The sequence below is a fragment of the Streptomyces sp. NPDC054866 genome (genome assembly GCF_053610745.1).
Genome location: NZ_JBSGZA010000012.1, coordinates 75,895 through 96,363, shown reverse-complemented (window position 1 = coordinate 96,363; position 20,469 = coordinate 75,895). Strand labels below are relative to the sequence as shown.

General features: G+C 69.5%; 23 protein-coding genes and 1 tRNA gene. 16 read left to right on the top strand and 8 right to left on the bottom strand.

The window, feature by feature from the left end; genetic code table 11:
* The first annotated feature begins 280 nt into the window (after window positions 1–280).
* The 4 genes from ACWGI2_RS39420 to ACWGI2_RS39405 all read left to right on the top strand — a co-directional run bounded on the left by ACWGI2_RS39420 (window position 281) and on the right by ACWGI2_RS39405 (window position 4,323).
* On the top strand, window positions 281–1,525 hold the full coding sequence (locus tag ACWGI2_RS39420; protein WP_453700793.1) for a PP2C family protein-serine/threonine phosphatase: 1,245 nt from the start codon (window positions 281–283) through the stop codon (window positions 1,523–1,525).
* Window positions 1,526–1,595: 70 nt separating this feature from the next.
* Window positions 1,596–3,161, top strand: a complete 1,566-nt coding sequence (locus tag ACWGI2_RS39415; RefSeq protein ID WP_453700792.1) for a sensor histidine kinase — start codon at window positions 1,596–1,598, stop codon at window positions 3,159–3,161.
* Complete coding sequence (locus ACWGI2_RS39410) at window positions 3,158–3,607, top strand: response regulator (protein ID WP_453398795.1); 450 nt, start codon at window positions 3,158–3,160, stop codon at window positions 3,605–3,607. The genes ACWGI2_RS39415 and ACWGI2_RS39410 overlap by 4 nt, the downstream gene beginning before the upstream one ends.
* 74 nt (window positions 3,608–3,681) lie before the next feature.
* Window positions 3,682–4,323 carry a class I SAM-dependent DNA methyltransferase gene (locus ACWGI2_RS39405; protein WP_453700748.1) on the top strand — a complete coding sequence of 214 codons (642 nt, stop codon included), beginning with the start codon at window positions 3,682–3,684 and terminating at the stop codon, window positions 4,321–4,323.
* An 11-nt stretch (window positions 4,324–4,334) separates the two neighbouring features.
* Here ACWGI2_RS39405 and ACWGI2_RS39400 read toward each other — a convergent pair whose 3' ends face one another.
* From ACWGI2_RS39400 to ACWGI2_RS39390, 3 genes are all read right to left on the bottom strand, one after another.
* Window positions 4,335–4,952, bottom strand: a complete 618-nt coding sequence (locus ACWGI2_RS39400) for a GNAT family N-acetyltransferase (RefSeq protein WP_453700746.1) — start codon at window positions 4,950–4,952, stop codon at window positions 4,335–4,337.
* A gap of 79 nt (window positions 4,953–5,031) precedes the next feature.
* On the bottom strand, window positions 5,032–5,445 hold the full coding sequence (locus ACWGI2_RS39395; protein WP_453700744.1) for a hypothetical protein: 414 nt from the start codon (window positions 5,443–5,445) through the stop codon (window positions 5,032–5,034).
* 73 nt (window positions 5,446–5,518) lie between these two features.
* Window positions 5,519–5,650 carry a hypothetical protein gene (locus tag ACWGI2_RS39390; protein WP_453700742.1) on the bottom strand — a complete coding sequence of 44 codons (132 nt, stop codon included), beginning with the start codon at window positions 5,648–5,650 and terminating at the stop codon, window positions 5,519–5,521.
* 223 nt (window positions 5,651–5,873) lie between these two features.
* On the opposite strand from ACWGI2_RS39390, the gene ACWGI2_RS39385 reads away from it, so the two are divergent.
* The 3 genes from ACWGI2_RS39385 (at window position 5,874) to ACWGI2_RS39375 (ending at window position 8,318) form a co-directional block, all read left to right on the top strand.
* Window positions 5,874–5,993: transfer RNA gene (locus ACWGI2_RS39385), tRNA-OTHER, on the top strand.
* 65 nt (window positions 5,994–6,058) lie between these two features.
* On the top strand, window positions 6,059–6,544 hold the full coding sequence (locus ACWGI2_RS39380) for a cupin domain-containing protein (protein WP_453700740.1): 486 nt from the start codon (window positions 6,059–6,061) through the stop codon (window positions 6,542–6,544).
* A 73-nt stretch (window positions 6,545–6,617) separates the two neighbouring features.
* Entirely contained in the window at window positions 6,618–8,318 is a 1,701-nt protein-coding gene (locus ACWGI2_RS39375; RefSeq protein WP_453700739.1) for an ABC-F family ATP-binding cassette domain-containing protein, read from the top strand.
* Window positions 8,319–8,335: 17 nt separating this feature from the next.
* On the opposite strand, the gene ACWGI2_RS39370 is transcribed toward ACWGI2_RS39375, so the two are convergent.
* Window positions 8,336–9,046, bottom strand: a complete 711-nt coding sequence (locus tag ACWGI2_RS39370; protein ID WP_453700738.1) for a heparin lyase I family protein — start codon at window positions 9,044–9,046, stop codon at window positions 8,336–8,338.
* Window positions 9,047–9,353: 307 nt separating this feature from the next.
* Here ACWGI2_RS39370 and ACWGI2_RS39365 point away from each other — a divergent pair, with 307 nt between their 5' ends.
* Complete coding sequence (locus ACWGI2_RS39365; protein ID WP_453700736.1) at window positions 9,354–11,105, top strand: alpha-L-fucosidase; 1,752 nt, start codon at window positions 9,354–9,356, stop codon at window positions 11,103–11,105.
* Window positions 11,106–11,108: 3 nt separating this feature from the next.
* Here ACWGI2_RS39365 and ACWGI2_RS39360 read toward each other — a convergent pair whose 3' ends face one another.
* Together ACWGI2_RS39360 and ACWGI2_RS39355 are read right to left on the bottom strand one after the other, a co-directional pair.
* Entirely contained in the window at window positions 11,109–11,765 is a 657-nt protein-coding gene (locus ACWGI2_RS39360; protein ID WP_453700734.1) for a maleylpyruvate isomerase N-terminal domain-containing protein, read from the bottom strand.
* A 129-nt stretch (window positions 11,766–11,894) separates the two neighbouring features.
* The gene (locus ACWGI2_RS39355; protein WP_160509488.1) at window positions 11,895–12,548 is read right to left on the bottom strand and encodes a YceI family protein; all 654 of its coding nucleotides are present in this window, start codon (window positions 12,546–12,548) and stop codon (window positions 11,895–11,897) included.
* 325 nt (window positions 12,549–12,873) lie between these two features.
* Between ACWGI2_RS39355 and ACWGI2_RS39350 the strand changes: the two genes are divergently transcribed.
* Window positions 12,874–13,029, top strand: a complete 156-nt coding sequence (locus ACWGI2_RS39350) for a DUF6131 family protein (protein ID WP_453398786.1) — start codon at window positions 12,874–12,876, stop codon at window positions 13,027–13,029.
* 182 nt (window positions 13,030–13,211) lie between these two features.
* On the top strand, window positions 13,212–14,423 hold the full coding sequence (locus ACWGI2_RS39345) for an FUSC family protein (RefSeq protein WP_453700733.1): 1,212 nt from the start codon (window positions 13,212–13,214) through the stop codon (window positions 14,421–14,423).
* A gap of 13 nt (window positions 14,424–14,436) precedes the next feature.
* On the opposite strand, the gene ACWGI2_RS39340 is transcribed toward ACWGI2_RS39345, so the two are convergent.
* Window positions 14,437–14,565: an LPFR motif small protein gene (locus ACWGI2_RS39340; RefSeq protein ID WP_272902850.1), complete on the bottom strand. Its 129-nt coding sequence runs from the start codon at window positions 14,563–14,565 to the stop codon at window positions 14,437–14,439.
* 228 nt (window positions 14,566–14,793) lie between these two features.
* On the opposite strand from ACWGI2_RS39340, the gene ACWGI2_RS39335 reads away from it, so the two are divergent.
* The 3 genes from ACWGI2_RS39335 to ACWGI2_RS39325 all read left to right on the top strand — a co-directional run bounded on the left by ACWGI2_RS39335 (window position 14,794) and on the right by ACWGI2_RS39325 (window position 17,109).
* On the top strand, window positions 14,794–15,393 hold the full coding sequence (locus ACWGI2_RS39335; RefSeq protein ID WP_453700731.1) for a flavodoxin family protein: 600 nt from the start codon (window positions 14,794–14,796) through the stop codon (window positions 15,391–15,393).
* Between the two features lie 101 nt (window positions 15,394–15,494).
* On the top strand, window positions 15,495–16,748 hold the full coding sequence (locus ACWGI2_RS39330; RefSeq protein WP_453700729.1) for a cation:proton antiporter: 1,254 nt from the start codon (window positions 15,495–15,497) through the stop codon (window positions 16,746–16,748).
* A 100-nt stretch (window positions 16,749–16,848) separates the two neighbouring features.
* Window positions 16,849–17,109: a GlsB/YeaQ/YmgE family stress response membrane protein gene (locus ACWGI2_RS39325; RefSeq protein WP_453700728.1), complete on the top strand. Its 261-nt coding sequence runs from the start codon at window positions 16,849–16,851 to the stop codon at window positions 17,107–17,109.
* 76 nt (window positions 17,110–17,185) lie between these two features.
* Here ACWGI2_RS39325 and ACWGI2_RS39320 read toward each other — a convergent pair whose 3' ends face one another.
* Entirely contained in the window at window positions 17,186–17,941 is a 756-nt protein-coding gene (locus ACWGI2_RS39320) for a restriction endonuclease (RefSeq protein WP_453700727.1), read from the bottom strand.
* 163 nt (window positions 17,942–18,104) lie between these two features.
* Here ACWGI2_RS39320 and ku point away from each other — a divergent pair, with 163 nt between their 5' ends.
* The 3 genes from ku (at window position 18,105) to ACWGI2_RS39305 (ending at window position 20,469) form a co-directional block, all read left to right on the top strand.
* Window positions 18,105–19,088 carry a non-homologous end joining protein Ku gene (ku, locus tag ACWGI2_RS39315; protein WP_453700725.1) on the top strand — a complete coding sequence of 328 codons (984 nt, stop codon included), beginning with the start codon at window positions 18,105–18,107 and terminating at the stop codon, window positions 19,086–19,088.
* A gap of 245 nt (window positions 19,089–19,333) precedes the next feature.
* The gene (locus ACWGI2_RS39310; protein ID WP_453700724.1) at window positions 19,334–19,987 is read left to right on the top strand and encodes an SAM-dependent methyltransferase; all 654 of its coding nucleotides are present in this window, start codon (window positions 19,334–19,336) and stop codon (window positions 19,985–19,987) included.
* The gene (locus ACWGI2_RS39305; RefSeq protein ID WP_453700722.1) at window positions 19,984–20,469 is read left to right on the top strand and encodes a DinB family protein; all 486 of its coding nucleotides are present in this window, start codon (window positions 19,984–19,986) and stop codon (window positions 20,467–20,469) included. Before ACWGI2_RS39310 ends, ACWGI2_RS39305 begins: the two co-directional genes overlap by 4 nt.

The following is a 20,469-nucleotide window of genomic DNA, read 5'->3' as shown; positions in this document are numbered from 1 at the left end:
GGTACGCGCCCCTTGTGGGTGTCCCCGCCCACGTCCGTTGCTCGGTCGCGGCCCGTCGCATTGACGGTCGGCTACCGAGCGGTGTGTGCGTTGTGCGAAGATCCGGAGACCGTTCGACGGTTGCCGCGGCAGGCTCGCCGCGGAGGCCGACCGTCGGCAACGGCCGCATGGCCAGGCGGACTTACCGGGTGGGGAAGGCGGGAACACAGCGGTGGCCTCACAGCCATGGACTTCCGGCGTACGCGCGGCCGGCGAGAGCGGCACCGCAGCAGCCCGGGAGTTGTCGCAGCCATCGGTCCTACTGGTCGAGGACGATCCGGGCGACGCGCTCCTGGTCGAGGAACTCGTCGCCGACAGTGCTTTGAAGATGCGTCTGCATTGGGTGCGTTCCATGGCCGAGGCGCGTGAGGCAATGACCTTCGAAGTGCCGGACTGCGTGCTGCTCGACCTGCATCTGCCGGACGCCCAGGGGCTGGAAGCCGTGTCCATGGTCCGGTCCCGGGCCGATCAGGTCGCGGTCGTCGTGCTCACGGGTCTCGCCGAGGAGGAGACCGGTTCCGCCGCCGTGGCCGCCGGGGCCCAGGACTACCTCGTCAAGGGCCGCGTCGAACCGGAGCTGTTCGGCCGGGCCGTGCGCTACGCGATCCAGCGCAAGCAGGCCGAGCAGGCGGCCGTCGCGCTGCAGGCCAGCCAGATGCAGGCACAGGAGAACACCAGGCTGGAGCGCGGACTGCTGCCCAGACCGCTCCTCAACAGCGCGGGCGTGGACGTCGTCGCCCGCTACCGGCCCGGCCGCGCCCAGGCTCTGCTGGGTGGCGACTTCTACGACATCGTCCAGAGCGCGGACGGCACCGTGCACGCGCTCATAGGGGACGTCTCCGGCCATGGCCCCGATGAGGCGGCCCTCGGCGTGGCCCTGCGCATCGCCTGGCGCACGCTGGTGCTCAGCGGCGTCACCGGCTCCGAACAGGTGGGCCGGCTCGAAGAGATCATGCTGGCCGAGCGGGTGAAGCCGTACGTCTTCGCCACGCTGACGAGCCTCTCCGTGCCCGCCGGGGCACCGCACGCGCGGCTGACGCGCGCGGGCCACCCCGGGATGCTGCTGCGCACCGCGGAGGGCGGCGTCGAGTGGGTGGAGGTGGCAGGCGGTCCCGCCCTGGGCGTCGCGCCCGGTGTTCCGCTCTGGCCGGTCGAGGAGGTGACCCTGCCCCCAGGGTCGGCGCTCGTGCTGTTCACCGACGGCCTCTTCGAAGGACACATCGGCGAGGGAGGCGAGCGTCTCGGCGAACAGGGACTGCTGCACCTCGCCCGGGAGTTGGGCGCGCTGAGACCGGCGGCATTCGTCGACACGCTGATCCAGCGGGCCGAGAACCTCGCGGAGGCGCGGGGCGGCCTCGCCGACGACGTGGCCGTGGTGCACCTGCACTGGCACGGTGACGGCGAAGGGCCGACGAGAGCCGTGGCCGAAGGCCGTTACAAGAGCAGTAGCGGCGAACGCAGTATCGGAGAACAACGCCGTGGTTGAGACGACGAGCAGAGCATGGATCGGCCGCCGGCTGACCGTGCAGGGCTGGTTCCAGCTGGTCCTCGCCTTGATGGTGCTCCTGGTGGTGGCGGGCACCGTGGTCGGCGCCCGTCTGCTGGGCACGACCGCGGACGTGACCGACCAGCTGGTCGACCGCCTGGAGCCGGCCCGCACGCAGACCTACCGTCTGCAGGCCGCGCTGGTGAGCCAGGAGTCCGGCGTCCGGGGCTACGCCATCACTGCCGACCGCCAGTTCCTTGAGCCCTACGCGCGGGGCAAGCGGGACGAGGCCCGCGCCGCCGCTCAACTGCGCGAACTCATCGGGGACCAGCCCCGGCTGATGGCGGACCTCAAGGCGGTCCAGCGGGAGGCGGCGGACTGGCGGCGCGCGTACGCCGATCCGCTGGTGGACGAGGTCACGCCCGGTGAGCCGCGCGACGTAGCCGAGACGAGCGCCGAGCGCGGCAAGGAGGTCTTCGACCAGATCCGCACCGTATGGGCCGCGCAGAACGCCGACCTGGCCCAGGCCGTCGCCGACGGCAAGGCCGAGCTTGACAGCTCCCGTACGGCGCGCACCGTGATCCTCGGTGCCATGGTGGCGGTCTTCCTGCTGGCCGGTGTCGCCCTGGCGTTCCTGGTGCGCGCGCTTGTGGCCCGGCCCCTGGAAGCGCTGCGTGTCTCATCCCGACAAGTGGCGCGCGGCGATTTCGACCACGTCATCACGGTCGACGGCCCCGCGGACCTCAGGGCGGTGGCAGCAGACGTAGAGGGCATGCGGCAGCAGATCGTCGAGGAACTGGGAGCCTCGCGGCGGCAGCGGGACGCGTTGACTCAGCAGGCGGATGAACTGGACGCCCAGGCCGTGGAACTCCGCCGCTCGAACGCCGAACTGGAGCAGTTCGCCTACGTCGCATCCCACGATCTTCAGGAGCCCCTGCGCAAGGTCGCCTCCTTCTGCCAGCTCCTCGAGAAGCGGTACGGAGACACACTCGACGACCGCGCGAAGCAGTACATCGACTTCGCCGTCGACGGCGCCAAGCGCATGCAGGTCCTCATCAATGACCTGCTCACCTTCTCCCGCGTCGGGCGCCTCAACGACGCCCGGGTGCCCGTCGATCTCGACCAGGCCCTCACGAAGGCGCTCGCCAACCTGGACACCTCTGTCCGGGACACCGGCGCCCTCATCGAACGTCCTGAGGATCTCCCCGAGATCGTCGGCGATCCGACGCTCCTGACGATGCTCTGGCAGAACCTCGTCGGCAACGCCGTCAAGTTCCACCATCCCGAACGCACCCCGCGGATCCAGATCACCTGCGAGGCGGACGAGAGTTCGGGCACCTGGAGCTTCAGCGTCACCGACAACGGCATCGGCATCCCCGAGGAGTTCGCGGAGAAGGTCTTCGTGATCTTCCAGCGCCTGCACGGCCGGGATGCCTACGGGGGCACCGGCATCGGCCTGGCCCTGTGCAAGAAGATCGTCGAGCATCACGGCGGCCACATCTGGATCGACAGCGGCCATGCCGGGGGAGCTCGTCTCTGCTTCACCCTGCCGTCCGATGCCGATGCCGGTCTCGATGCCGATGCCGACACCGCCGAGGACACCGCGTCCCGTACCGAAGAGAAGGCCCTGACATGACCACCCCTTCCACCGCGCCGATCGACGTGCTCCTCGTGGAGGACGACCCGGGCGACGAGCTGATGACGCGCGAGGCGTTCGAGGACAACAAGATCAGCAACACGCTGCACGTGGTCCGGGACGGCGAGGAAGCGCTCGATTTCCTGTACCAGCGCGGCGGGCACACGGCGGCACGGCGTCCCGATCTCATCCTGCTCGACCTCAACCTCCCCAAGTACGACGGGCGTCAGGTCCTGGAAAAGATCAAGTCGGACCCGGATCTTCAGGACATACCGGTGGTGGTACTGACCACGTCGGCAGCGGAGGAGGACATCCTGCGCAGCTACCGGCTGCACGCGAACGCCTACGTCACCAAGCCGGTGGACCTGGACCAGTTCATCGCCGCCGTACGCCAGATCGACGACTTCTTCGTCCAGGTGGTACGCCTGCCGCGACGCCACGGCTGAGCGGGTGGGGCGGCGTCGAGGGGGGGAGGGGGCCTCGGTGCCAGTGTCATGGGCACCCACTAGATTCCTCGGCTGTGACTGATACTTCCTCCTACCTCGATACGACAGCGGACGCCTACGACGCCATCGCCGACGTCTACGCCGAACTCGCCCGCAACGCGTACGACGCACTGCCGCTGGACCGTGCGCTGCTCGCCGCGTTCGCCGAGCTCGCGTCGGCCAACGACGGAGGTCCCGTAGCCGAGTTGGGATGCGGCCCTGGACAGACGACGGCGCTCCTGCGGGACCTGGGTCTCGACGTCCTCGGCATCGATCTGTCGCCGGTGATGATCGATCTCGCCCGCGAGAGCTACCCTGACCTGCGGTTCGAGGTCGGTTCCATGGACGCCCTCGACCTGCCCGACGGCAAGCTGAGCGGCATCCTGTCCTGGTACTCGGTCATCCACACACCGCCCCAGGAACTGCCTCCGTACTTCGCCGAGTTCCGGCGGGTCATCGCGACGGGCGGCCATCTCCTGCTCGGCTTCTTCGAGTCGGAGGGCCTCCCGGTCACGCCGTTCGACCACAAGGTGACGACGGCCTACCGCTGGCCGATCGAGGGCCTTGCGGAGCTTGCCCGCGAGGCCGGGTTCGTCGAAGTCGGCCGGATGCTGCGTGAGCCGATCGAGGGTGAACGGTTCCGCCGCGGCCATCTCCTGATGCGCGCAGGCTCTTGATGCGCTAAGGCTCAGGCGTCGGCCGGGCGGCGCGGCTCGCGGCGCATCGACCACAAGGTCGGTCCGCCGCCCGGCAGTTGCACCTCGCCGAGCACCGTGAAGCCGAAGTGCTCGTAGACGGGGAGGTTCGAGGGCTTGGAGGATTCCAGGTAGACGGGCAGACCGTCCGCGTCGGCCTTGGCGAGGCCCGAGCGGAGGAGGGCCGCTCCGTGGCCCTGGCCCTGGGCGGCCGGGTCCGCGCCGACCACGGCCAGGTACCAGTGCGGCTCCTGCGGTCCGTGCTCGGCGGCCGCCGCCGCGGCCTCCTGGAACAGCGAAGCCCGGTCGCCGAGAATCTCCACGAGCTCCTGGATGGTCTCCGCGTCGGGAACGGCTTTGTCCTGCGCGCCCGGCGGCACCCAGTAGGCCGCGGCCGACGCGGTGTGCTCGCAGACGCCGTGGTGGACGTACTGCCGGGTGAAGAGCGTGGCGAAGTAGCGGCCGAGCCCCGCCTCGCGCGTGGTGTCGTCGGGGAAGAACCAGCGCATCATCGGGTCGTCGCCGAAAGCACGGGCCAGGTTGCGGCCGATCTGCGAGGCATCGCCGATCGTGGCCGTCTTGGGAGTGTTCGTTATCGACATACGCGTCATTCTGCACCCGATGATCTTCGACGATCGGGCAGGGGTCCTCTTGGCGCACGCGGGCAATGGGAAGCTCCGGGCGGGCAGTTCAGGGAGCGGCCGAGCGGATGTCTCGGTCGCCCAGGTCGCTCCCGATCACCGCCTCGCCGAACGCGGCGGTCAGCGCCTGCGCCATCAGGTCCGGCAGCGCGGACCGCCCGCCGTCCTCGGCCCAGCGCACCAACGCTGTATCGCCATCGGTGGCCTCGCCCCCAGGCCGTCGACGGTCGGGCAGGGGTCCTCTTGGCGCGCGGGCCAACACGCGGGCCGATGGGGCGTTCTGGGCGGGTAGTTCAGGGAGCGGCCGAGCGGTGTCTCGTGCGCCCGGGTCGCTGCCGATCACGGCCTCGCGGAACGCGGCGGTCAGCGCCTGCGCGATCAGGTCCGGGAGCGCGGACCGACCGTCGTCTTCGGCGCAGCGCACCAACGCCGTATCGCCATCGGTGGCCTCGCCCCCAGGCATTCGACGGTCGGGCAGGGGTCCTCTTGGCGCGCGGGCCAACACGCGGGCCGATGGGGTGTTCTGGGCGGGTAGTTCAGGGAGCGGCCGAGCGGGTGTCTCGCGCGCCCGGGTCGCTCCCGATCACCGCCTCGCCGAACGCGGCGGTCAGCGTCTGCGCGATCAGGTCCGGCAGCGCGGACCGCCCGTCGTCTTCGGCGCAGCGCACCAACGCCGTATCGCCATCGGTGGCCTCGCCCCCGGCCGTCGACGATCACGGGCCGGCGGGAACCGCTCGTTCGTCGTCAGGACCTCTCCCTGACCGGGGGCCGCCGCGTCCTGACCCAGGCCGCCGACGCCCGGGCGTTCGGTCCGCGGCGATAATGAACTCGCCCCCGCCCGGCGCTGTCCTTATGCTCGGCTGAGCGGGATCGCGCGGTCCCGCAGGTTGCGGAGCCGTGGCAGAGCGGCCCATTGCGATCGGCGTGGGGGAAGCCCCTCTCACGCCGACTGACGGGAGCCGGGCGGGCCTTGCCCTTCCCTGTCCGCGGGTTCGAATCCCGCCGGCGCCGCAGCCGACCCGCGCCCCTGCATGCGCGCATGGCCACCGTCTCCGCCTCCGCTGACTGGAGTTCGCATGAGCACGCCCGCCCCCGCCGCCACGGTCTTCGTCGGACCGGAACAGACCGCGGCCGTCGGGCGAGGGCAGATCAGCGTCCTGTGGTCGCTCGGCGACCGCACGAGGGATCTGGACGCCGATGTCGTCCGGCTGGCCCCGGGCGCGGGCATCGGCGAGCACACGGAGGAGGAGTTCGGGGTACTGCTCACCGTGCTGGCCGGCGCCGGTGAACTCCGCACCCCGGACACGACCTGGCAGCTCGCACCCGGCGCCCTCGCCTGGCTTCCCGCGGGCGCCCCCCGCTGCGTGGACGCGGGGGAGGAGGGGCTCGTCTACACGACCGCCCACCGCCGCCTGCCAGCCCCCGGCACCGGTCCGGCCGACGGCTCCGAAGCGGGAGAGCCGGTGTGCCTGCTCGGCCTCGTCTGCCGCGAGTGCGGGCGGCTCGCCGCCGAACGCGACGCCCGATACTGCGCCCGCTGCGGAACGCCGTTGGACGACTGACGAGTACGGGCCCACGCCCGGCGGTGGCTGTGACTTTCCGGTGGTTCTCGGCGTAAGACAGGAGCTCCTCACGATGTCCGAAACTCAGGCGGGTCACCCCGGTGCCCAGGACGTCCTGTCCGGAGACCACCGCTCCGCGCACCTCATCGCCGAGAACGTGCACTGCGTGCTCGGGGACCGGATGGTGCTCCGCGATGTCTCGCTCAAGGTGTCCCGCGGTGAGCGGGTAGGCCTGATCGGCGAGAACGGCCGGGGCAAGTCGACGCTGCTGCGCGCCCTCGCCGGTGAACTGCCGCTACAGCGGGGCCAGGTCGTACGAGCGGTCGCGGGCCAGGTGGGCTTCCTGCCGCAGCAGCCAGGGTTCCCTGCCGGAGCGACCATCGAGACCGTGCTCGCGCGGGCGACCGCCGAGTTCGCCGACATGGCCGAACGGATGCGGGACGCCGAGGAGTTGATGTCGTCGGGCGAGGACGACCTGAGCGAGGTGCTCAGCGAGTACGGCAGGCTCCAGGACGAGTTCGCGCGACGCGGCGGCTGGGAACTCGACGCCCGCGTCGGCGAGGTCCTCGACGTCTTCGGCCTCGGCGGCCTGGACCGGCGCCGACCCACGGAGACGCTCTCGGGAGGCGAGCGCTCCCGCCTGGCGCTCGCCGAGCTTGTCCTCACCGAACCCGCCGGGCTGCTCCTCGACGAGCCGACGAACCACCTCGACGACCGTGCGGTGGACTGGCTCGTCCAGTGGCTGGACCGGTACCAGGGGCCGTGCCTCATCGCCTCGCACGACCGGCAGCTGCTCGACACCGCCGTCACGGCCATCGTCGACCTGGACGGATCCCGCGGCTCGACCGTGCGCTACGGCGGCGGCTACCGCGACTACCTCGACGAGCGCGCCGCGGCCCAAGCGCGTTGGTGGCAGCAGTACCGCGACTGGCGCCAGGAACTGGCCGAGGCGCGGCGGCGGCTCGACAGGGCCGGCAGATCCGGCCGCACCTTCGGTGCGATGCGGGACAGCGACAAGCTGTCCTACAACCTCGCAGGGGGCGGCGCCCAGGCCGCCGCGTCCCGCGCGACCCGCGCGGCCCGGCAGCAATTGGCGCGGCTCCTCGACGAGGAAGTACAGCGCCCGCCCGAGCCGCTGGCCTTCCAGCCGCCTCTCCAGGCGTCGGAGAGCGCGGAGCCGCCCGACGGGGTGCTGCTCCGGGCCGAGGGCCTGGTCGTCGGCGATGTGGTGCGGGGCGTGGACCTGGAGCTCGCCCCCGGTTCGCTGCACGTGATCACCGGAGTGAACGGCGCGGGCAAATCCACGCTCCTGGCCGCCCTGGCAGGCCTACGGTCGCCCGACGCGGGGGTGGTCGTACGTGAACCGGGGCTGCGCGTCGGCTACTTGCCGCAGGAGAGCCACTACTCCCAGGAGCGGCGCGGCGTCCTTGCCACCTTCGCCGCGCACCGCGCCGTCTATGCCGACGACGCCGCGAGGGAGCTGACCCGGTTCGGCCTGTTCGGGCCCTCGGACTTCGATGTGCCGGTGAACCGTCTTTCCGTGGGCCAGTTGCGGCGCCTCGAACTCGCGCTGCTGTTCTCGCGGCGCCCGCACCTGCTGCTGCTCGACGAGCCGAGCAACCACCTCAGTCTGGCTCTCGTCGAGCAACTGCAGGAAGCGGTGGAGCAGTTCACCGGCCCGGTCGTGATGGTCACCCACGACCGGGCCCTGCGCGAACGCCATCAGAGCAGGCTGTTGGAGCTGTCCGAGGGGCGGCTGGTCCAGCGGGCCTGAGGGCGGCGCGTCCGACGTCAGCCGTCCACATCTCCGTACGTCGTGCCGACCTTTAGCCCGTCGATCCAGTTGATGACGCGCTTGTCCTTGACCTCGGCGCCGTAGGTCCCGAAGCGCGTGTCATTGCCCAGGTCGTCCCAGGTGCGGCCGGAGAACTCGGCGACCTTGGTGCCGTTGTAGAAGGCCGCCACCCACCCGGCGGAAGCGTCGGACGAGGTGTGGATGCCGAGCACGATCCGCTTGTACTTACTGGTCGTGACGGGCGTGGACCACTTCAGGGTCCACTTCTCGCCGACCTCGATGTGGAACAGCTTGAGGACCCCGCCCTCGACCTTCATCAACACCGGGTAGTTCTGCTGGTGTTGGTCGTTGGTGCCGTACGACTTCCACTGGAAGATCGTGCCCGCGTCCGGGGTGTTGGTGGAGGTGTCCCAGCCGATCCAGTACGTCGAGTTGTTCTTGAAGGTGTACCGCGAACCGCCGACGCTGATCCCATGGGCTTCGCAACGCTCAAGACCGAGCGGCTTGTTGAACTTGAAGACCTGGCCGCGGCCGTCGTCGTTGTCCTGCGCGGAGACGCCGCCGGGGGAGTCGCACAGCGTCGAGGAGAACACGCCGGTCCCGCCGGACGCGTCCCCGTCCCAGATGACGGAGGCATCGGCGGGTGCGGCGGTGAGCAGGACCAGGGAGGAGGCGGCGGCCGTGAGCGTGCCGGTTCGTTTGCGCATGTGGGGGCTCCTTGCGAGTGGGGGGGAGGGGCTCGCGGGGCTGTGTGTCACCCGTGCTACGGGTGGAGAGTAAGCGGTTTCTAGCACGGGCTCGGCTGAACGCTCAAGGGGGAAGCGTCAGTTGAGCGCTTCGACGTAGAAACCGGTATCTGTCGCAAGCCGGTCCGTCGGGGGTGGTGACGCCACGCCATCGCGCATCTAACATCCGATGTACCCGCCCCCATCCCTCCCTCATGTCACGAAATGCGCCCGTGTGGGCTCTGGAGGTCGGATGAATCAACAGGGGCAGTCGTAGAGGAGATTCGTGATGCGCAAGGTGATCGGCGTCATGCTCGCACTCCTGCTCGCCGTCGCCGCCGACGTCGGAGCAGCCGCCGCAAGCCCTCCCACAGCGGTCGCCACACAGGCGGACCGGCCAGGCGGGCCCCGCACCCAAGGCATTCCCGGCGAGATCGAGCCCAGTGACGACAAGGACCTCGCGGCCTGGCAGCGGCTCCAGTACGGGATGTTCATCCACTGGGGCCTGTTCTCCGAACTGGGAGGCGTGTGGCAGGGCAAACCGGTCACCAAGGGCTACAGCGAACAGATCCAGATGTGGGCCGACATCTCCGAGGAGGAGTACCTCGAAGTGGCCAAGCGGTTCAGGCCCGACCGGTTCGACCCCGCGGAGATCTGCTCCCTCGCGAAGCAGGCCGGGATGCGCTACGTGGTCATCACCAGCAAGCATCATGACGGCTTCTCCATGTTCGACACCGACACCACCGGCTACGACGTCGTCGACGCGACCCCGTACGGCAAGGACCCGCTGAAGGCGCTTGCCCACGAATGCCGCAGCCAGGGACTGAAGTTCGGCTTCTACTTCTCACTCGTCGACTGGCACCAGGGCCACGACTTCGACGGCAACAACAACAATCCCATCCCCGCATCGATGGAACCCGTCATCGAGGGGCAGCTCCGCGAGCTGATGACCGGGTACGGGGACATCGCCGAGGTGTGGTTCGACATGTCCTCGCCCACCGCCGCCCAGAGCGAGAAATTCGCCGGAATCGTCCGCGAACTCCAGCCGAAGGCCGCGGTCAACAGCCGCGTGTGGAACAACAAGGGCGACTTCCGAACCCTCGGCGACAACGAAATCCCCGCGGTCGCGCTCGACGGCGCCTGGCAGACACCCGCGTCGATCTACCACGAGACCTGGGGCTACCGCAGCTGGCAGAAGCGCGAGGATCTGCCCGGCAAGATCAGGGACTTGGTCGGCGGTCTTACCGGCGTGCGCGCCCGCGGCGGCAACTACCTCCTCAACATCGGCCCGCGCGGCGACGGTTCGGTCGTGGAGTTCGAGGCCGACGTCCTGCGCGGTATGGGCGACTGGCTCAGGCGCCACCCGGGCGCCGTACTCGGGGCGTCGGCCACGCGCTTCGGCGGGCAGCCGTGGGGCGAGGTCACCGTCAACGGCCGCGACCTGTTCCTGCACGTGACCCAGTGGCCGAAGTCCGGTGAACTCCGGCTGCCGGGCCTGGCCACCTCCGTACGCGATGTCCGCGAGGACGGCTCGAAGGACCGGCTCGACCGGCGCTGGGACGGGGGCGACCTCGTCGTGACGCTGCCCGACCGCCCGCACGACGACGTGCTCCCCGTAGTGAAGGTCGAACTCGGCGGTGAACTCCGGATCATCCCGGAGCGCACGGTCGCCCTCGGCCAAGACGCGGCCGCCGTCCTGGACCCCGCCGACATCGAGCACGGCTACAGCTACGCCGACAGCGGCAGCTACTACAGCACCCGCAGGACCACAGTGCGGCACACCGCCCACCTCACCGCCGACCGCGCCGAAAGGCTGACGGTGGAGGTCCGCGGAGAGGCGCGGCCCGAGGCGCTCTACCGGGTCCAGGTCGGCAAGCACTCCCGGCTGGTGAAGGGCGCGGAACTGACCCGCCGCGCCGTGGGCCCCTTCTCCGTACCCGGCGACAAGGTGTCCCCCGTGACCATCACGCTGGCTGCCCCGGAGCACGCGGGGGAGGAACTGGGCCTGCGCATCGATGAGTTGCGGGTCGCGCCCAGGTGAGGATCAGCCGAGGACGAGCGGGAGTTTCGCGGCCAAGCCGCCCAGTTCGCCCTTCTCCGCGTCGGTCGGGGCGCGCCGCCCGGTGCCGACCAGCAGCGCGTCCGTGTCGGAGAACGACGCGGGGAAGGCGGCGCCGGCGATCTTCTCCAGCATCTCCCGGCTCCGGGCGAGCCCCTCGGCGGGCGGTCCGGCCACGTCCGGGAGGTGCGCGATCAGGTCGAGGTGGTGCAGCGTCCATTCCATGACGTACGTGGTGAGGTAGTCGCCCGTGGTGAGGACCTCGTCGCGGGTGCTTACCCGGGCGCCGGGGTCGGCGAGTCCGGCGGCGCGGCCCGCGGCCGAACCGACGTCGTCGAGGTGGAACTTGAGCAGCCACGGCTCCTCGTACGCGGCGGCGAGCCGGACGGTCAGCGCGTCGAGCGGGTCCTCGCCGGTCGGCGGCGCCGCGGTGACGTCCCAGTAGGTCAGCGCGTCGCGGGTCGGCTCCGCGTCGGCGGGGGTCGCGAGGGTGATCAGGACGTCCTGGGAGTCGATGACCAGGTGGCACACCAGGTCCCGTACAAGCCAGCCGGTGCAGCCGGACGGCTGCGCGAAGGCCTCGTCGGGGAGTTCGGCGACCGCCGTGCGCAAGGCCGTCCAAGAGTGTGAGAAGAGATCCACAGCGCCAAGGTAGTGCGGTGCCGCTAAGGGGGACAAGCACACAGGAGGGTCTGCTGGTCCCGCCGACTACGGCACCAGCTTCCGGGGGCGGGCAGCACCAGCTCCCGCCGCGCGGCCCTGCGCCGAGTGCTACTCCAGCGCCGTGGCCCGGATCGCGGAGATGTCGAACTGCAGCCGGACCTTCTCGCTCACCATGGCGCCGCCCGTCTCCAGACGCTGGTTGTAGACCAGGCCCCAGTCGGTGCGGTCGATGGTGGTGGTGCCGTCGAAGCCGGCCCTCTCGAAGCCGAACGGGTCCACGACCGAGCCGAGGTAGTCGAGCTGGAGCTCCACGGGTCGGGCGACGCCGCGGATGGTCAGCTCCCCGGCCATCCGGAAGGTCTCCCCGCCCTCATGGACCGTGGAGGTGCTGCGGAACGACATCTCCGGGTGGCGGCGCGCGTCGAAGAAGTCGCCGCCGACGAGGTGGGCGTCCCGCTGTTCCACGCCCGTGTCGACGCTGTCGACCCGGATGACGATCTCGGCCCGCGATTCGGAGGGCCGGGCACCGTCGAAGTACAGCGTGCTGTCGTAGTCCCCGAAGGCACCTCGCACCGTCGTGACCATCGCGTGCCGCACGGAGAATCCGATGCGGCTGTGCGGGCGGTCGATGGTCCACTCCCCGGTCAGCGCGCGGAGTGCCGGGTCGAGTGCGGCACCGGCGGCTGCCGAGAAGGGCGTGCTGCGGCCGACCGCCGGTATCGGCTCGAGGGTCGGGGTCTGGCGACGGCTGAAGATACCCATGATGTCGCGTCGTCTCCTTCGGATTTGATCACTCCGTGTTATCACGCCGACGGCAGGCGCCACCCAGCAAGATGGGCGGTCTCGTCCGGGTTCGACGCCGCGGACTGCAAAGATGCACAAGATCGGCACGGATGTGGATGCACGGTTGGGTCGCCTGGCATCACGCACCGTCACCTCAGTGCCCGAATTGCGCGCCGGTCGGATATTGCCGGGCCGCTCGACGGGACTCAAGGGAACTCAACGGGCTCAACGGGACTGGCGGCTGAGGCTGGCGTCGGCATTCAAAAGGCGCATACTTGAAATAATTCTGAGGGTCGGAGGCGAAATGATCGCACTCGGAATCATCCTGCTCATCATCGGCCTATTGGCCGGGATCTCCATCCTGTGGACCATCGGCGTCATCCTCGTCGTCGTAGGCGTGGTCCTGTGGCTTCTCGGTTCTGTCGGTCACGCGGTGGGCGGGCGAAAGCATTACTGGTAGGCGCAAGGGCGTCGGCCGCCCCTCGCAAGCGCGATCATCCTGGCGTTTGCACGGGTAACGGCTTTCCTTGACGTGCCCCCCCGGGTCCCCGGGCCCTCTCGCGGCCCGAGGTCCGCATGCGGACGGCTCCTCCGGGTAGCAGGCTGAACTCGATCACCTGCTGGACGGAACGGAGTCGGTGCATGGCCGGCAAGGGCGGAGGGCAGCGGACGGAAACCGCGGCCCAGGGGTGGTTCGACCGTGTGCGCCAATGGTGGCGGCGGGCCTGGGAAACACCGGGCTACGAGCGCCACACCCTGCTTCTGGTCCTCAAGAGCACGTTGGCGGCGACTCTGGCCTGGGTGGTGTCGTACTACGCGCTCGACGCGCCGTCACCGGCGTTCGCGCCGTTCTCCGCGGTGCTCATCATGCAGGTGACGGTGTACCAGTCGCTGCTGCAGTCGCTGCGCTACCTGGGGGCGGTGGCGGTCGGCGTGGCCATGGTGGCGGGCCTGGGGTTCCTGGGCGGCCCCGACCTGCTCACCTTCGTACTGGTCGCGCTGGTGGGTCTGTCCATCGGACGGTGGCCCCCGCTCGGTGCGCAAGGACCGCAGGTCGCCACCGCGGCGTTCTTCGCCTTCTCCACCTATGCCGCCGCCACCTCCGCCACCGAGAAGATCACGCAGCTCGGGCAGATCATCCTGCTGGTCCTCATCGGCTGCGCCATCGGCGTCGTCGTCAACATCACGGTGGCCCCGCCGATGCGCTACCGCAGCGCCGAGTACGGGATCCGCTCGCTGTCCACCGCTCTGGGCGAGCTGGTGAGCGACATGCATCCGGTGCTGCGCGAGGGCGAGTTGGACGAGGAGCGCTGCCGGCAGTGGCGCAGGCGTGCCGAGCAGACCGGAGGCCTGATCACGCAGGCGCGGGAGGGTTTCCGTACGGCCGAGGAGAGCCTCTACTTCAACCCTCGCCGACTGCTGGGCAGGCACCGGGGCCGGGCCTCGTTCGAGGGGTACGGAGCGGTGCTCGGAGCCCTCGAACGCTCGCTGTACCAAGTGGCGTCACTGACGCGGAGCCTGCACCAGTGGCAGGAAGAGGAAGGGAGCCGGCACGACGACCGGGCCTTCCTCGAAAGCTACGCCGACTTCCTCGAATCCCTCGCGAACATCGGCCAGGTGCTCGGCGAGCTGGACGAGGACTCCCTCACCGAGCAGGCCCGCCAGCTGTGCCGGCTGGCCGATGAGGCCCAGGGCTGCTGCCGGAACGTGACCGACGGAGTGAGCCGGGCCGGCCTTCCGCTGGCCGACCCGGCCCGTCCGTACGGGGTCCTTGTCGTGGAGTCCACGCGGCTCATGGAGGAGTTCCAGCACGCCTGCGACGTGCTCCAACGGCACGTCGACCAAGAGGCGTGACTGGGCCCTGCGGTCAGTGGTGGCCGTGGGCGCTTGAGGAAGCCCCGCCGAAGAGCCGCGCGAGGGCGCGGAAGGGAAGCGTGACCACCGTGGCAATGGCTCCACCGATGGCTCGGAGTACATCTGCAATGGCCTTCAGCATGACGGACCTCCTGAGAACGTCTTCACTTGCTTACTTGCTCACTTGCTCGTCGTCAGTAGTTCGTTAACTGCTGCACAGCTTGTCGACTACCGGTTTCCCTGTGAGCGGCGACGAAAACATGGAGCCCTTGCACGCGATTCCGTATCGCAGGTGCTTGATTAGGTTTGATCCAATCGGGAACGCCTCCCAGGGGATACGCCCCCCGCCGCTGACGAATGGAGCTCACGTATGCGCGCGCTGTCCTTGGTATGCACCCTGAATTCCTCGCCCACCTCATCCAGCAGCCACACACTCTCCGATCAGGTCATGGCCGAATTCGAAAAGCTGGGCGTCGAGGTCGAGACGGTCCGGGTGGCCGACCACGACATCCACGCCGGTGTCGCCGTCGACCTGGGCAGTGGTGACGCCTGGCCCGCCCTGCGCGAGAAAGTGCTTGGCGCCGACATCCTGCTGCTGGCCACGCCGATCTGGCTGGGCCACCCGTCGAGCGTCTGCCAGCGGGTTCTTGAGCGTCTGAACGCGGACATGTCGGAGACCGACGACGCGGGCCGGCCCCTGATGTACGGGAAGGTCGCGGCGGTGGCCGTGGTCGGCAACGAGGACGGCGCGCACAACGTGAGCGCGGACGTCTTCCAGGCCTGCAACGACCTCGGCTTCTCGCTGGCGCCCCACGCGGTCACGTACTGGGTGGGAGAGGCGAAACAGGGCACCGACTACCAGGACCTGGACGAGACCCCCGAGGCCGTCGCCTCCGCCACGCACGCCCTCGCCGTCAACGCCTTCCACCTGGCCGAGCTGCTCGGCCGACAGCCCTACCCGGCACCCTGACGTCCTTCACCGGACGACGGACGACATACGGCATACGGCAAGGCCCAAGTGGGGCAGGCGTCGGAGGGACAGGAGATGACCACGAGGACGGGTGCCCGTAGATGGACGTGAGTGCTGCGGACGTCGGCTACGCCTGCATGGGGATCGGCGCCCTGCTCGCCGCGGTGCTGCCCAGACTGGTGGCGCGACAGCCGATGTCGATGCCGATGGTCTTCCTGGCCGTCGGCTTCCTCGTCTACCTGCTGCCGACCGGGCTTCCCGACCTCGACCCCTATCAGCACAGGGCGTGGCTGGAGCACCTCACCGAGGTCTGCGTCATCGTGGCCCTGATGGGCGCGGGTCTCGCGATCAACCGGCCGTTCGGCCGACGCTCCTGGGCCACCGCATGGCGCCTCCTGGGCATCACGATGCCCCTCACTGTCGTGGTCACCGCCCTCGTCGCCTGGGGCCTCGTGGGCTGGCCGCCGGCCGTCGCCCTGCTCCTGGGCGCCGTGCTCGCCCCCACCGACCCCGTGCTGGCGGCGGAGGTACGGGTCGGTGAGCCGACCGACGCCGAGAACGACGAGGACGAGGTGCGCTTCGCCCTCACCGGGGAAGCAGGCCTCAACGACGGACTCGCCTTCCCGCTGGTCCTGGCTGCCCTCGCCATGTTCGCGGCCTCGGAGACGGGCTGGTCCGGCGCCTGGGTGGGCCACTGGCTGTGGAGCGACGTGATCGTACGCGTCACGGTCGGGGTGGCGGTCGGCCTGCTGGTCGGCCGACTGCTCGGCTGGATGTTCTTCCGGGCCGGCTGGGAAGCGCTCCGGCTTTCCGAGCACAGGGAAGGGTTCGTCGCGCTTGCGGCGACCTTCATCTCGTACGGCCTCACGGAAGTGCTGCACGGCTACGGCTTCCTCGCCGTGTTCACGACGGCCTGCGCGATCCGGGCCGCCGAACGCGCTCACGGCTACCAACGGGTGATGCACGCCTTCATGGAGCAGGTGGAGAGGCTCCTCACGGCCGGTGTGCTGCTCCTCATCGGCGGGTTCATCGCCTGCGGCGGGCTTTCCGCACTCTCCTGGGGCAGCGCGGTGACGGCTGTCCTGGTGCTGCTCGTGATCCGCCCGCTCACCGGCTGGATCGCCCAGCTGCGGGGGAGGACGACGCCGAGGGAACGCGTGGTGACCTCCTTCTTCGGCATCAGGGGGATCGGGTCCGTCTTCTACCTCGCGTACGCGCTGGGAGAGGGGGATCTCAAGGCGTTCCAGGAGGAGTTGTGGGCGGTGGTGACGTTCATCGTCCTGCTCTCGGTGATGCTGCACGGGGCCGCGGCCTCGCCCGTGCTCAGACGCCTGGACAGAGTGGGCTACCGCTGACGCCGTGGCGTGACGTGGTGGGGCGTGGCGGGGGAGCGGTGCCTATTCGCCCTGCCCACGGGCACTCGGGTGGCGACAGGATGCCGACCAAGGGGAAATCATGGAGATTTCGGGCCTCATCAGTGCTGTGGTGATCGGAATTGTCATCGGGATTCTGGGGCGAATCGTCGTTCCCGGACGACAGCGCATCGGCATTCTCTGGACACTCGTCGTCGGCATTGTGGCGGCGTTGGTCGGGACGGCCATCGCGGCGGGTCTGGACGTGGCGAACACCGACGGCGTGGACTGGATCGAATGGCTCATCCAGATCGCCCTCGCGGCGCTGGGCGTTGCCGCGCTGAGCAAGGTGAAGCTGCGCTGAGCAGGGGAAGGTGCGCTGAGCAAGGTGAGGCTGCGCCGAGCGTCGATGCGGAGCAGGTCGGCATGCTTCTTCCCGTTCAGGCCTCGACGCCCGCTCCCTCCCAGGGGCTTGGGCCGGTGCCATCGAGCCAGGCGTGCAGGTCTTCGCCGTTCACGCACACGATGCCGCACTGTTGCGCGTACTCGAGGGCGGGAGTGGTGAAGTCGCTCGTCGTGACGAGCGCCGCGATGTCGGCGTCGTGGACGGTGAAGCATGTCCCGCCGAAGCGCTGGAGGTCCTGTGAGCCGACCTTGTTGTCGTCACCGTAACGCTTGCACTGGATGACGACGCGGAGCCCCTCGGAGGTGACCGCCATGACGTCCGCGCCCAAGTCGCGGGCGCCTCCCACCACTTCCACCTCCCGGCAGTCGTCGCGGGCGCACAGGTCGGCTATGGCGTGCTCGAAACCGTAGGGGTCGAGTTCGGCGTAGTCGTCCGCAGTGTCGAGGACGGCGGTGGCCTCCTCACCCTCCTCACCTTCTTCGCCGTCCAACTCCCGTGCGGCGGAGGCCCTTTCGGCGGCCTCTTCCAGCGCCTCGGCGGCACGACGCGCGTACCTCGCGGCGGAGAAGCGGCGCCATCTGGCGCGGCACAGGGGCGCGGCCGCGATGCCCACCACGATGAGGGAGCCGGCCCACACCGGGCGGCTTTCGACGATGCTCGCCGCGGTGCGGACCACGAACACCAGGACGCACAGGATGATCGCCAGCAGGGCGAAGAACAAGGCGGTCGCGCGCAGATCGAAGCGCCGCCCATGGTCCATGCGTCGAACCGGGCGCGAAGGTGCGGTCATTGGACTCCCTTACGGAGGGCGACTACGAAGATCACTTGTCTCCGGGTGCCCAAGATCAACGACCTCAAGATCGCTCACCGTAATGACTTCGGGTGCGCTCCGCATGCCGTCGGCAGGAGTCACTCCTAGTCTGGTGTTCTCGGGGCTGTCACGGAGGTACCGCATGCCCCGACCCGTCTGGTCCGGCGCGATCTCTTTCGGCCTGGTCACGATCCCGATCAAGGTTCTGCCTGCCACCGAGAACCACAGCATCAGCTTTCACCAGTACCACCTCGAGGACATGGGCCGGGTCCGCACGCGGAAGATCTGTGACCTTGACGGCAAGCAGCTCACGAACGCCGAGATCGGCAAGGGCTTCGAGGTCAGCAAGGACACGATCGTCGCGGTCACCGACGACGAGCTCGACGAGATGCCGCTCCCGACCGCGAAGGCGATTGAGATCGCCGGATTCGTGCCCTATGAATCGATCGATCCGATCCGGATCGGCGAGGGGTACTACCTCCAGGCCGACGGGCAGGTGGCGAACAAGCCCTACACGCTCCTTCGCAAGGCCCTCGAACGGAACAGCAAGGCCGCCGTCGCCAAGTTCGCGTGGCACGGGCGTGAGCGGCTCGGCCTGCTGCGCGTGCAGGACGACGTGATCCTGCTGCACGCCATGAAGTGGGACGACGAAGTCCGTGATCCCGAGGAGCTGGCTCCCAAGGCGATGGACCTGGACGACGACGAGATCGACCGGGCGATCCTCCTCATCGATTCCATGACCACGGACGGCATCGCCGACCAGGACTGGGCCACGGACCGCTACACCGCAGCCCTTGAGCAGGTCATCGAGGCGAAGGCTGAGGGGAAGCAGCCGCCCAAGCCGGACGAGGAGGAGGCGCGGGGCGGGCAGGTTCTCGACCTGATGGACGCGCTGCAGGAGTCCGTACAGAAGGCCAAGTCGGCCCGCGGCGAGACCGGCAAGGACGCCACCGTCCACGAGATGCCGCGGAAGAAGACGGCGGCCAAAAAGGCCGCGAAGAAGACGACGGCCAAGACGTCCGCGGCGAAGAAGACCGCGGGCAAGAAGACGGCCGGTACAAAGTCGACTGCCAAGAAGACGGCCGAAAAGAAGACAGCCGCGAGGAAGCCGCGGCGCACCGCCTGAGTCGTCCGGCCGGGAACCCGAGAGGCCGCGCGTCGCGGCTTGCTGCGCCTGTGGAGTTGCCCGCCCCGATGGTTGCGGATCCGCAATTTTTATTGCAAGGGGGCAAGGCGCTGCTGATGCTGTCGGTACATCACCGGCGTCGAATCGCGCATCGAAGCACGCATCGAAGAGCGCATCGAATCGCGCTCGGCACGCCGGCCGACGAAGGGGCAACCCCGATGGATTCCACCCGAAGCCCACGACCCATGGCCGATGCCGCAGACGCGGGCGCAGATGCGGACGCGGAGCTGTTCTGGGAGCGGCACTACCGCTCCCGGCGCCCCGGCGCCGCACGCGTCAACCCGCTGCTCGCCGAGACCGCCTCACCTCTGTTCCCCGGCGCCGCGCTGGATCTGGGCTGCGGCGCGGGCGGCGACGCCATCTGGCTCGCCCAGCGGGGCTGGCAGGTCACCGCCGTGGACATCTCTACCACCGCCGTCGAACGGGTACGGGAACGCGCCGGTGAGCTCGGCCTCGCGGAACGGGTCTCCACCGAACAGCACGATCTGGCCGACAGCTTCCCGGCAGGGCACTTCGATCTCGTATCCGCCCAGTACTTCCACACCCCGCTCCGGCTGTCCCGCAGCCGAGTCCTGCGCACCGCGGCGAAGGCCCTGCGGCCCGGTGGTCTCCTGCTGATCGTCGACCACGGCTCCACCGCGCCCTGGTCCTGGAACCAGGACCCCGACGTCCACTACCCCACACCCACCGAGACCGCCGCCGAGCTCGATCTCGACCCGGCGCACTGGTCCGTCCTGCGCGCCGACATGCCGCACCGCCGGGCGACCGGCCCCGCCGGTGAGACCGCCGTCATCGACAACGTCCTGCTCGTCCAGCTGACCTCCGGGACCGCCGGATGACCGCCGGACGTCGCGACACCGGGCCTCCGCGGACCGGCGCCGACGAGAAGGCCACCTTGCGGGGTTTCCTCGACTATCTGCGGCACTCGGTCGCGGACAAGGTCGTGGGCGTGCCGGAACCGGAGGTCCGGGCCGGCGGAGTGCCCTCGGGCACCAGCCTTCTCGGGCTGGTCAAGCATCTGGCGTGCGTCGAACGGTTCTACTTCCTTGGTGAGGAGGTCGGCGACTGGCCGGCGAGCATGCGGCCGTCCGCGGAGGACTCCGTGGACCGCGTGCTCGCCGACTACCGGACGACGGTCGAGCGAGCGAACCACGTCATCGACGCCTGCGCGGACCTGGCACTTCCCGCCCCGCGAGCTCCCCGCCGAGGAGCCGCGCCATCGATGCGATGGGTCCTGGTGCACATGATTGAAGAGACCGGCCGGCACGCCGGCCACGCCGACATCCTCCGCGAGCGGATCGACGGATCCACCGGCCGCTGA

What these genes read in the sequence shown, in the direction of transcription:
- ACWGI2_RS39395 (WP_453700744.1), bottom strand. Translation starts at nt 5,445, where the DNA reads ATGCCTGGGGGCGAGGCCACCGATGGCGATACGGCGTTGGTGCGCTGC.
- ACWGI2_RS39335 (WP_453700731.1), top strand. Translation starts at nt 14,794, where the DNA reads ATGCGCGCGCTGTCCTTGGTATGCACCCTGAATTCCTCGCCCACCTCA.
- ACWGI2_RS39370 (WP_453700738.1), bottom strand. Translation starts at nt 9,046, where the DNA reads ATGCGCAAACGAACCGGCACGCTCACGGCCGCCGCCTCCTCCCTGGTC.
- ACWGI2_RS39340 (WP_272902850.1), bottom strand. Translation starts at nt 14,565, where the DNA reads ATGCTGAAGGCCATTGCAGATGTACTCCGAGCCATCGGTGGAGCCATT.
- ACWGI2_RS39320 (WP_453700727.1), bottom strand. Translation starts at nt 17,941, where the DNA reads ATGACCGCACCTTCGCGCCCGGTTCGACGCATGGACCATGGGCGGCGC.
- ACWGI2_RS39400 (WP_453700746.1), bottom strand. Translation starts at nt 4,952, where the DNA reads ATGACGCGTATGTCGATAACGAACACTCCCAAGACGGCCACGATCGGC.
- ACWGI2_RS39415 (WP_453700792.1), top strand. Translation starts at nt 1,596, where the DNA reads ATGGTGCTCCTGGTGGTGGCGGGCACCGTGGTCGGCGCCCGTCTGCTG.
- ACWGI2_RS39310 (WP_453700724.1), top strand. Translation starts at nt 19,334, where the DNA reads ATGGCCGATGCCGCAGACGCGGGCGCAGATGCGGACGCGGAGCTGTTC.
- ACWGI2_RS39365 (WP_453700736.1), top strand. Translation starts at nt 9,354, where the DNA reads ATGCGCAAGGTGATCGGCGTCATGCTCGCACTCCTGCTCGCCGTCGCC.
- ACWGI2_RS39350 (WP_453398786.1), top strand. Translation starts at nt 12,874, where the DNA reads ATGATCGCACTCGGAATCATCCTGCTCATCATCGGCCTATTGGCCGGG.
- ACWGI2_RS39410 (WP_453398795.1), top strand. Translation starts at nt 3,158, where the DNA reads ATGACCACCCCTTCCACCGCGCCGATCGACGTGCTCCTCGTGGAGGAC.
- ACWGI2_RS39325 (WP_453700728.1), top strand. Translation starts at nt 16,849, where the DNA reads ATGGAGATTTCGGGCCTCATCAGTGCTGTGGTGATCGGAATTGTCATC.
- ku (WP_453700725.1), top strand. Translation starts at nt 18,105, where the DNA reads ATGCCCCGACCCGTCTGGTCCGGCGCGATCTCTTTCGGCCTGGTCACG.
- ACWGI2_RS39355 (WP_160509488.1), bottom strand. Translation starts at nt 12,548, where the DNA reads ATGGGTATCTTCAGCCGTCGCCAGACCCCGACCCTCGAGCCGATACCG.
- ACWGI2_RS39375 (WP_453700739.1), top strand. Translation starts at nt 6,618, where the DNA reads ATGTCCGAAACTCAGGCGGGTCACCCCGGTGCCCAGGACGTCCTGTCC.
- ACWGI2_RS39330 (WP_453700729.1), top strand. Translation starts at nt 15,495, where the DNA reads ATGGACGTGAGTGCTGCGGACGTCGGCTACGCCTGCATGGGGATCGGC.
- ACWGI2_RS39305 (WP_453700722.1), top strand. Translation starts at nt 19,984, where the DNA reads ATGACCGCCGGACGTCGCGACACCGGGCCTCCGCGGACCGGCGCCGAC.
- ACWGI2_RS39380 (WP_453700740.1), top strand. Translation starts at nt 6,059, where the DNA reads ATGAGCACGCCCGCCCCCGCCGCCACGGTCTTCGTCGGACCGGAACAG.
- ACWGI2_RS39345 (WP_453700733.1), top strand. Translation starts at nt 13,212, where the DNA reads ATGGCCGGCAAGGGCGGAGGGCAGCGGACGGAAACCGCGGCCCAGGGG.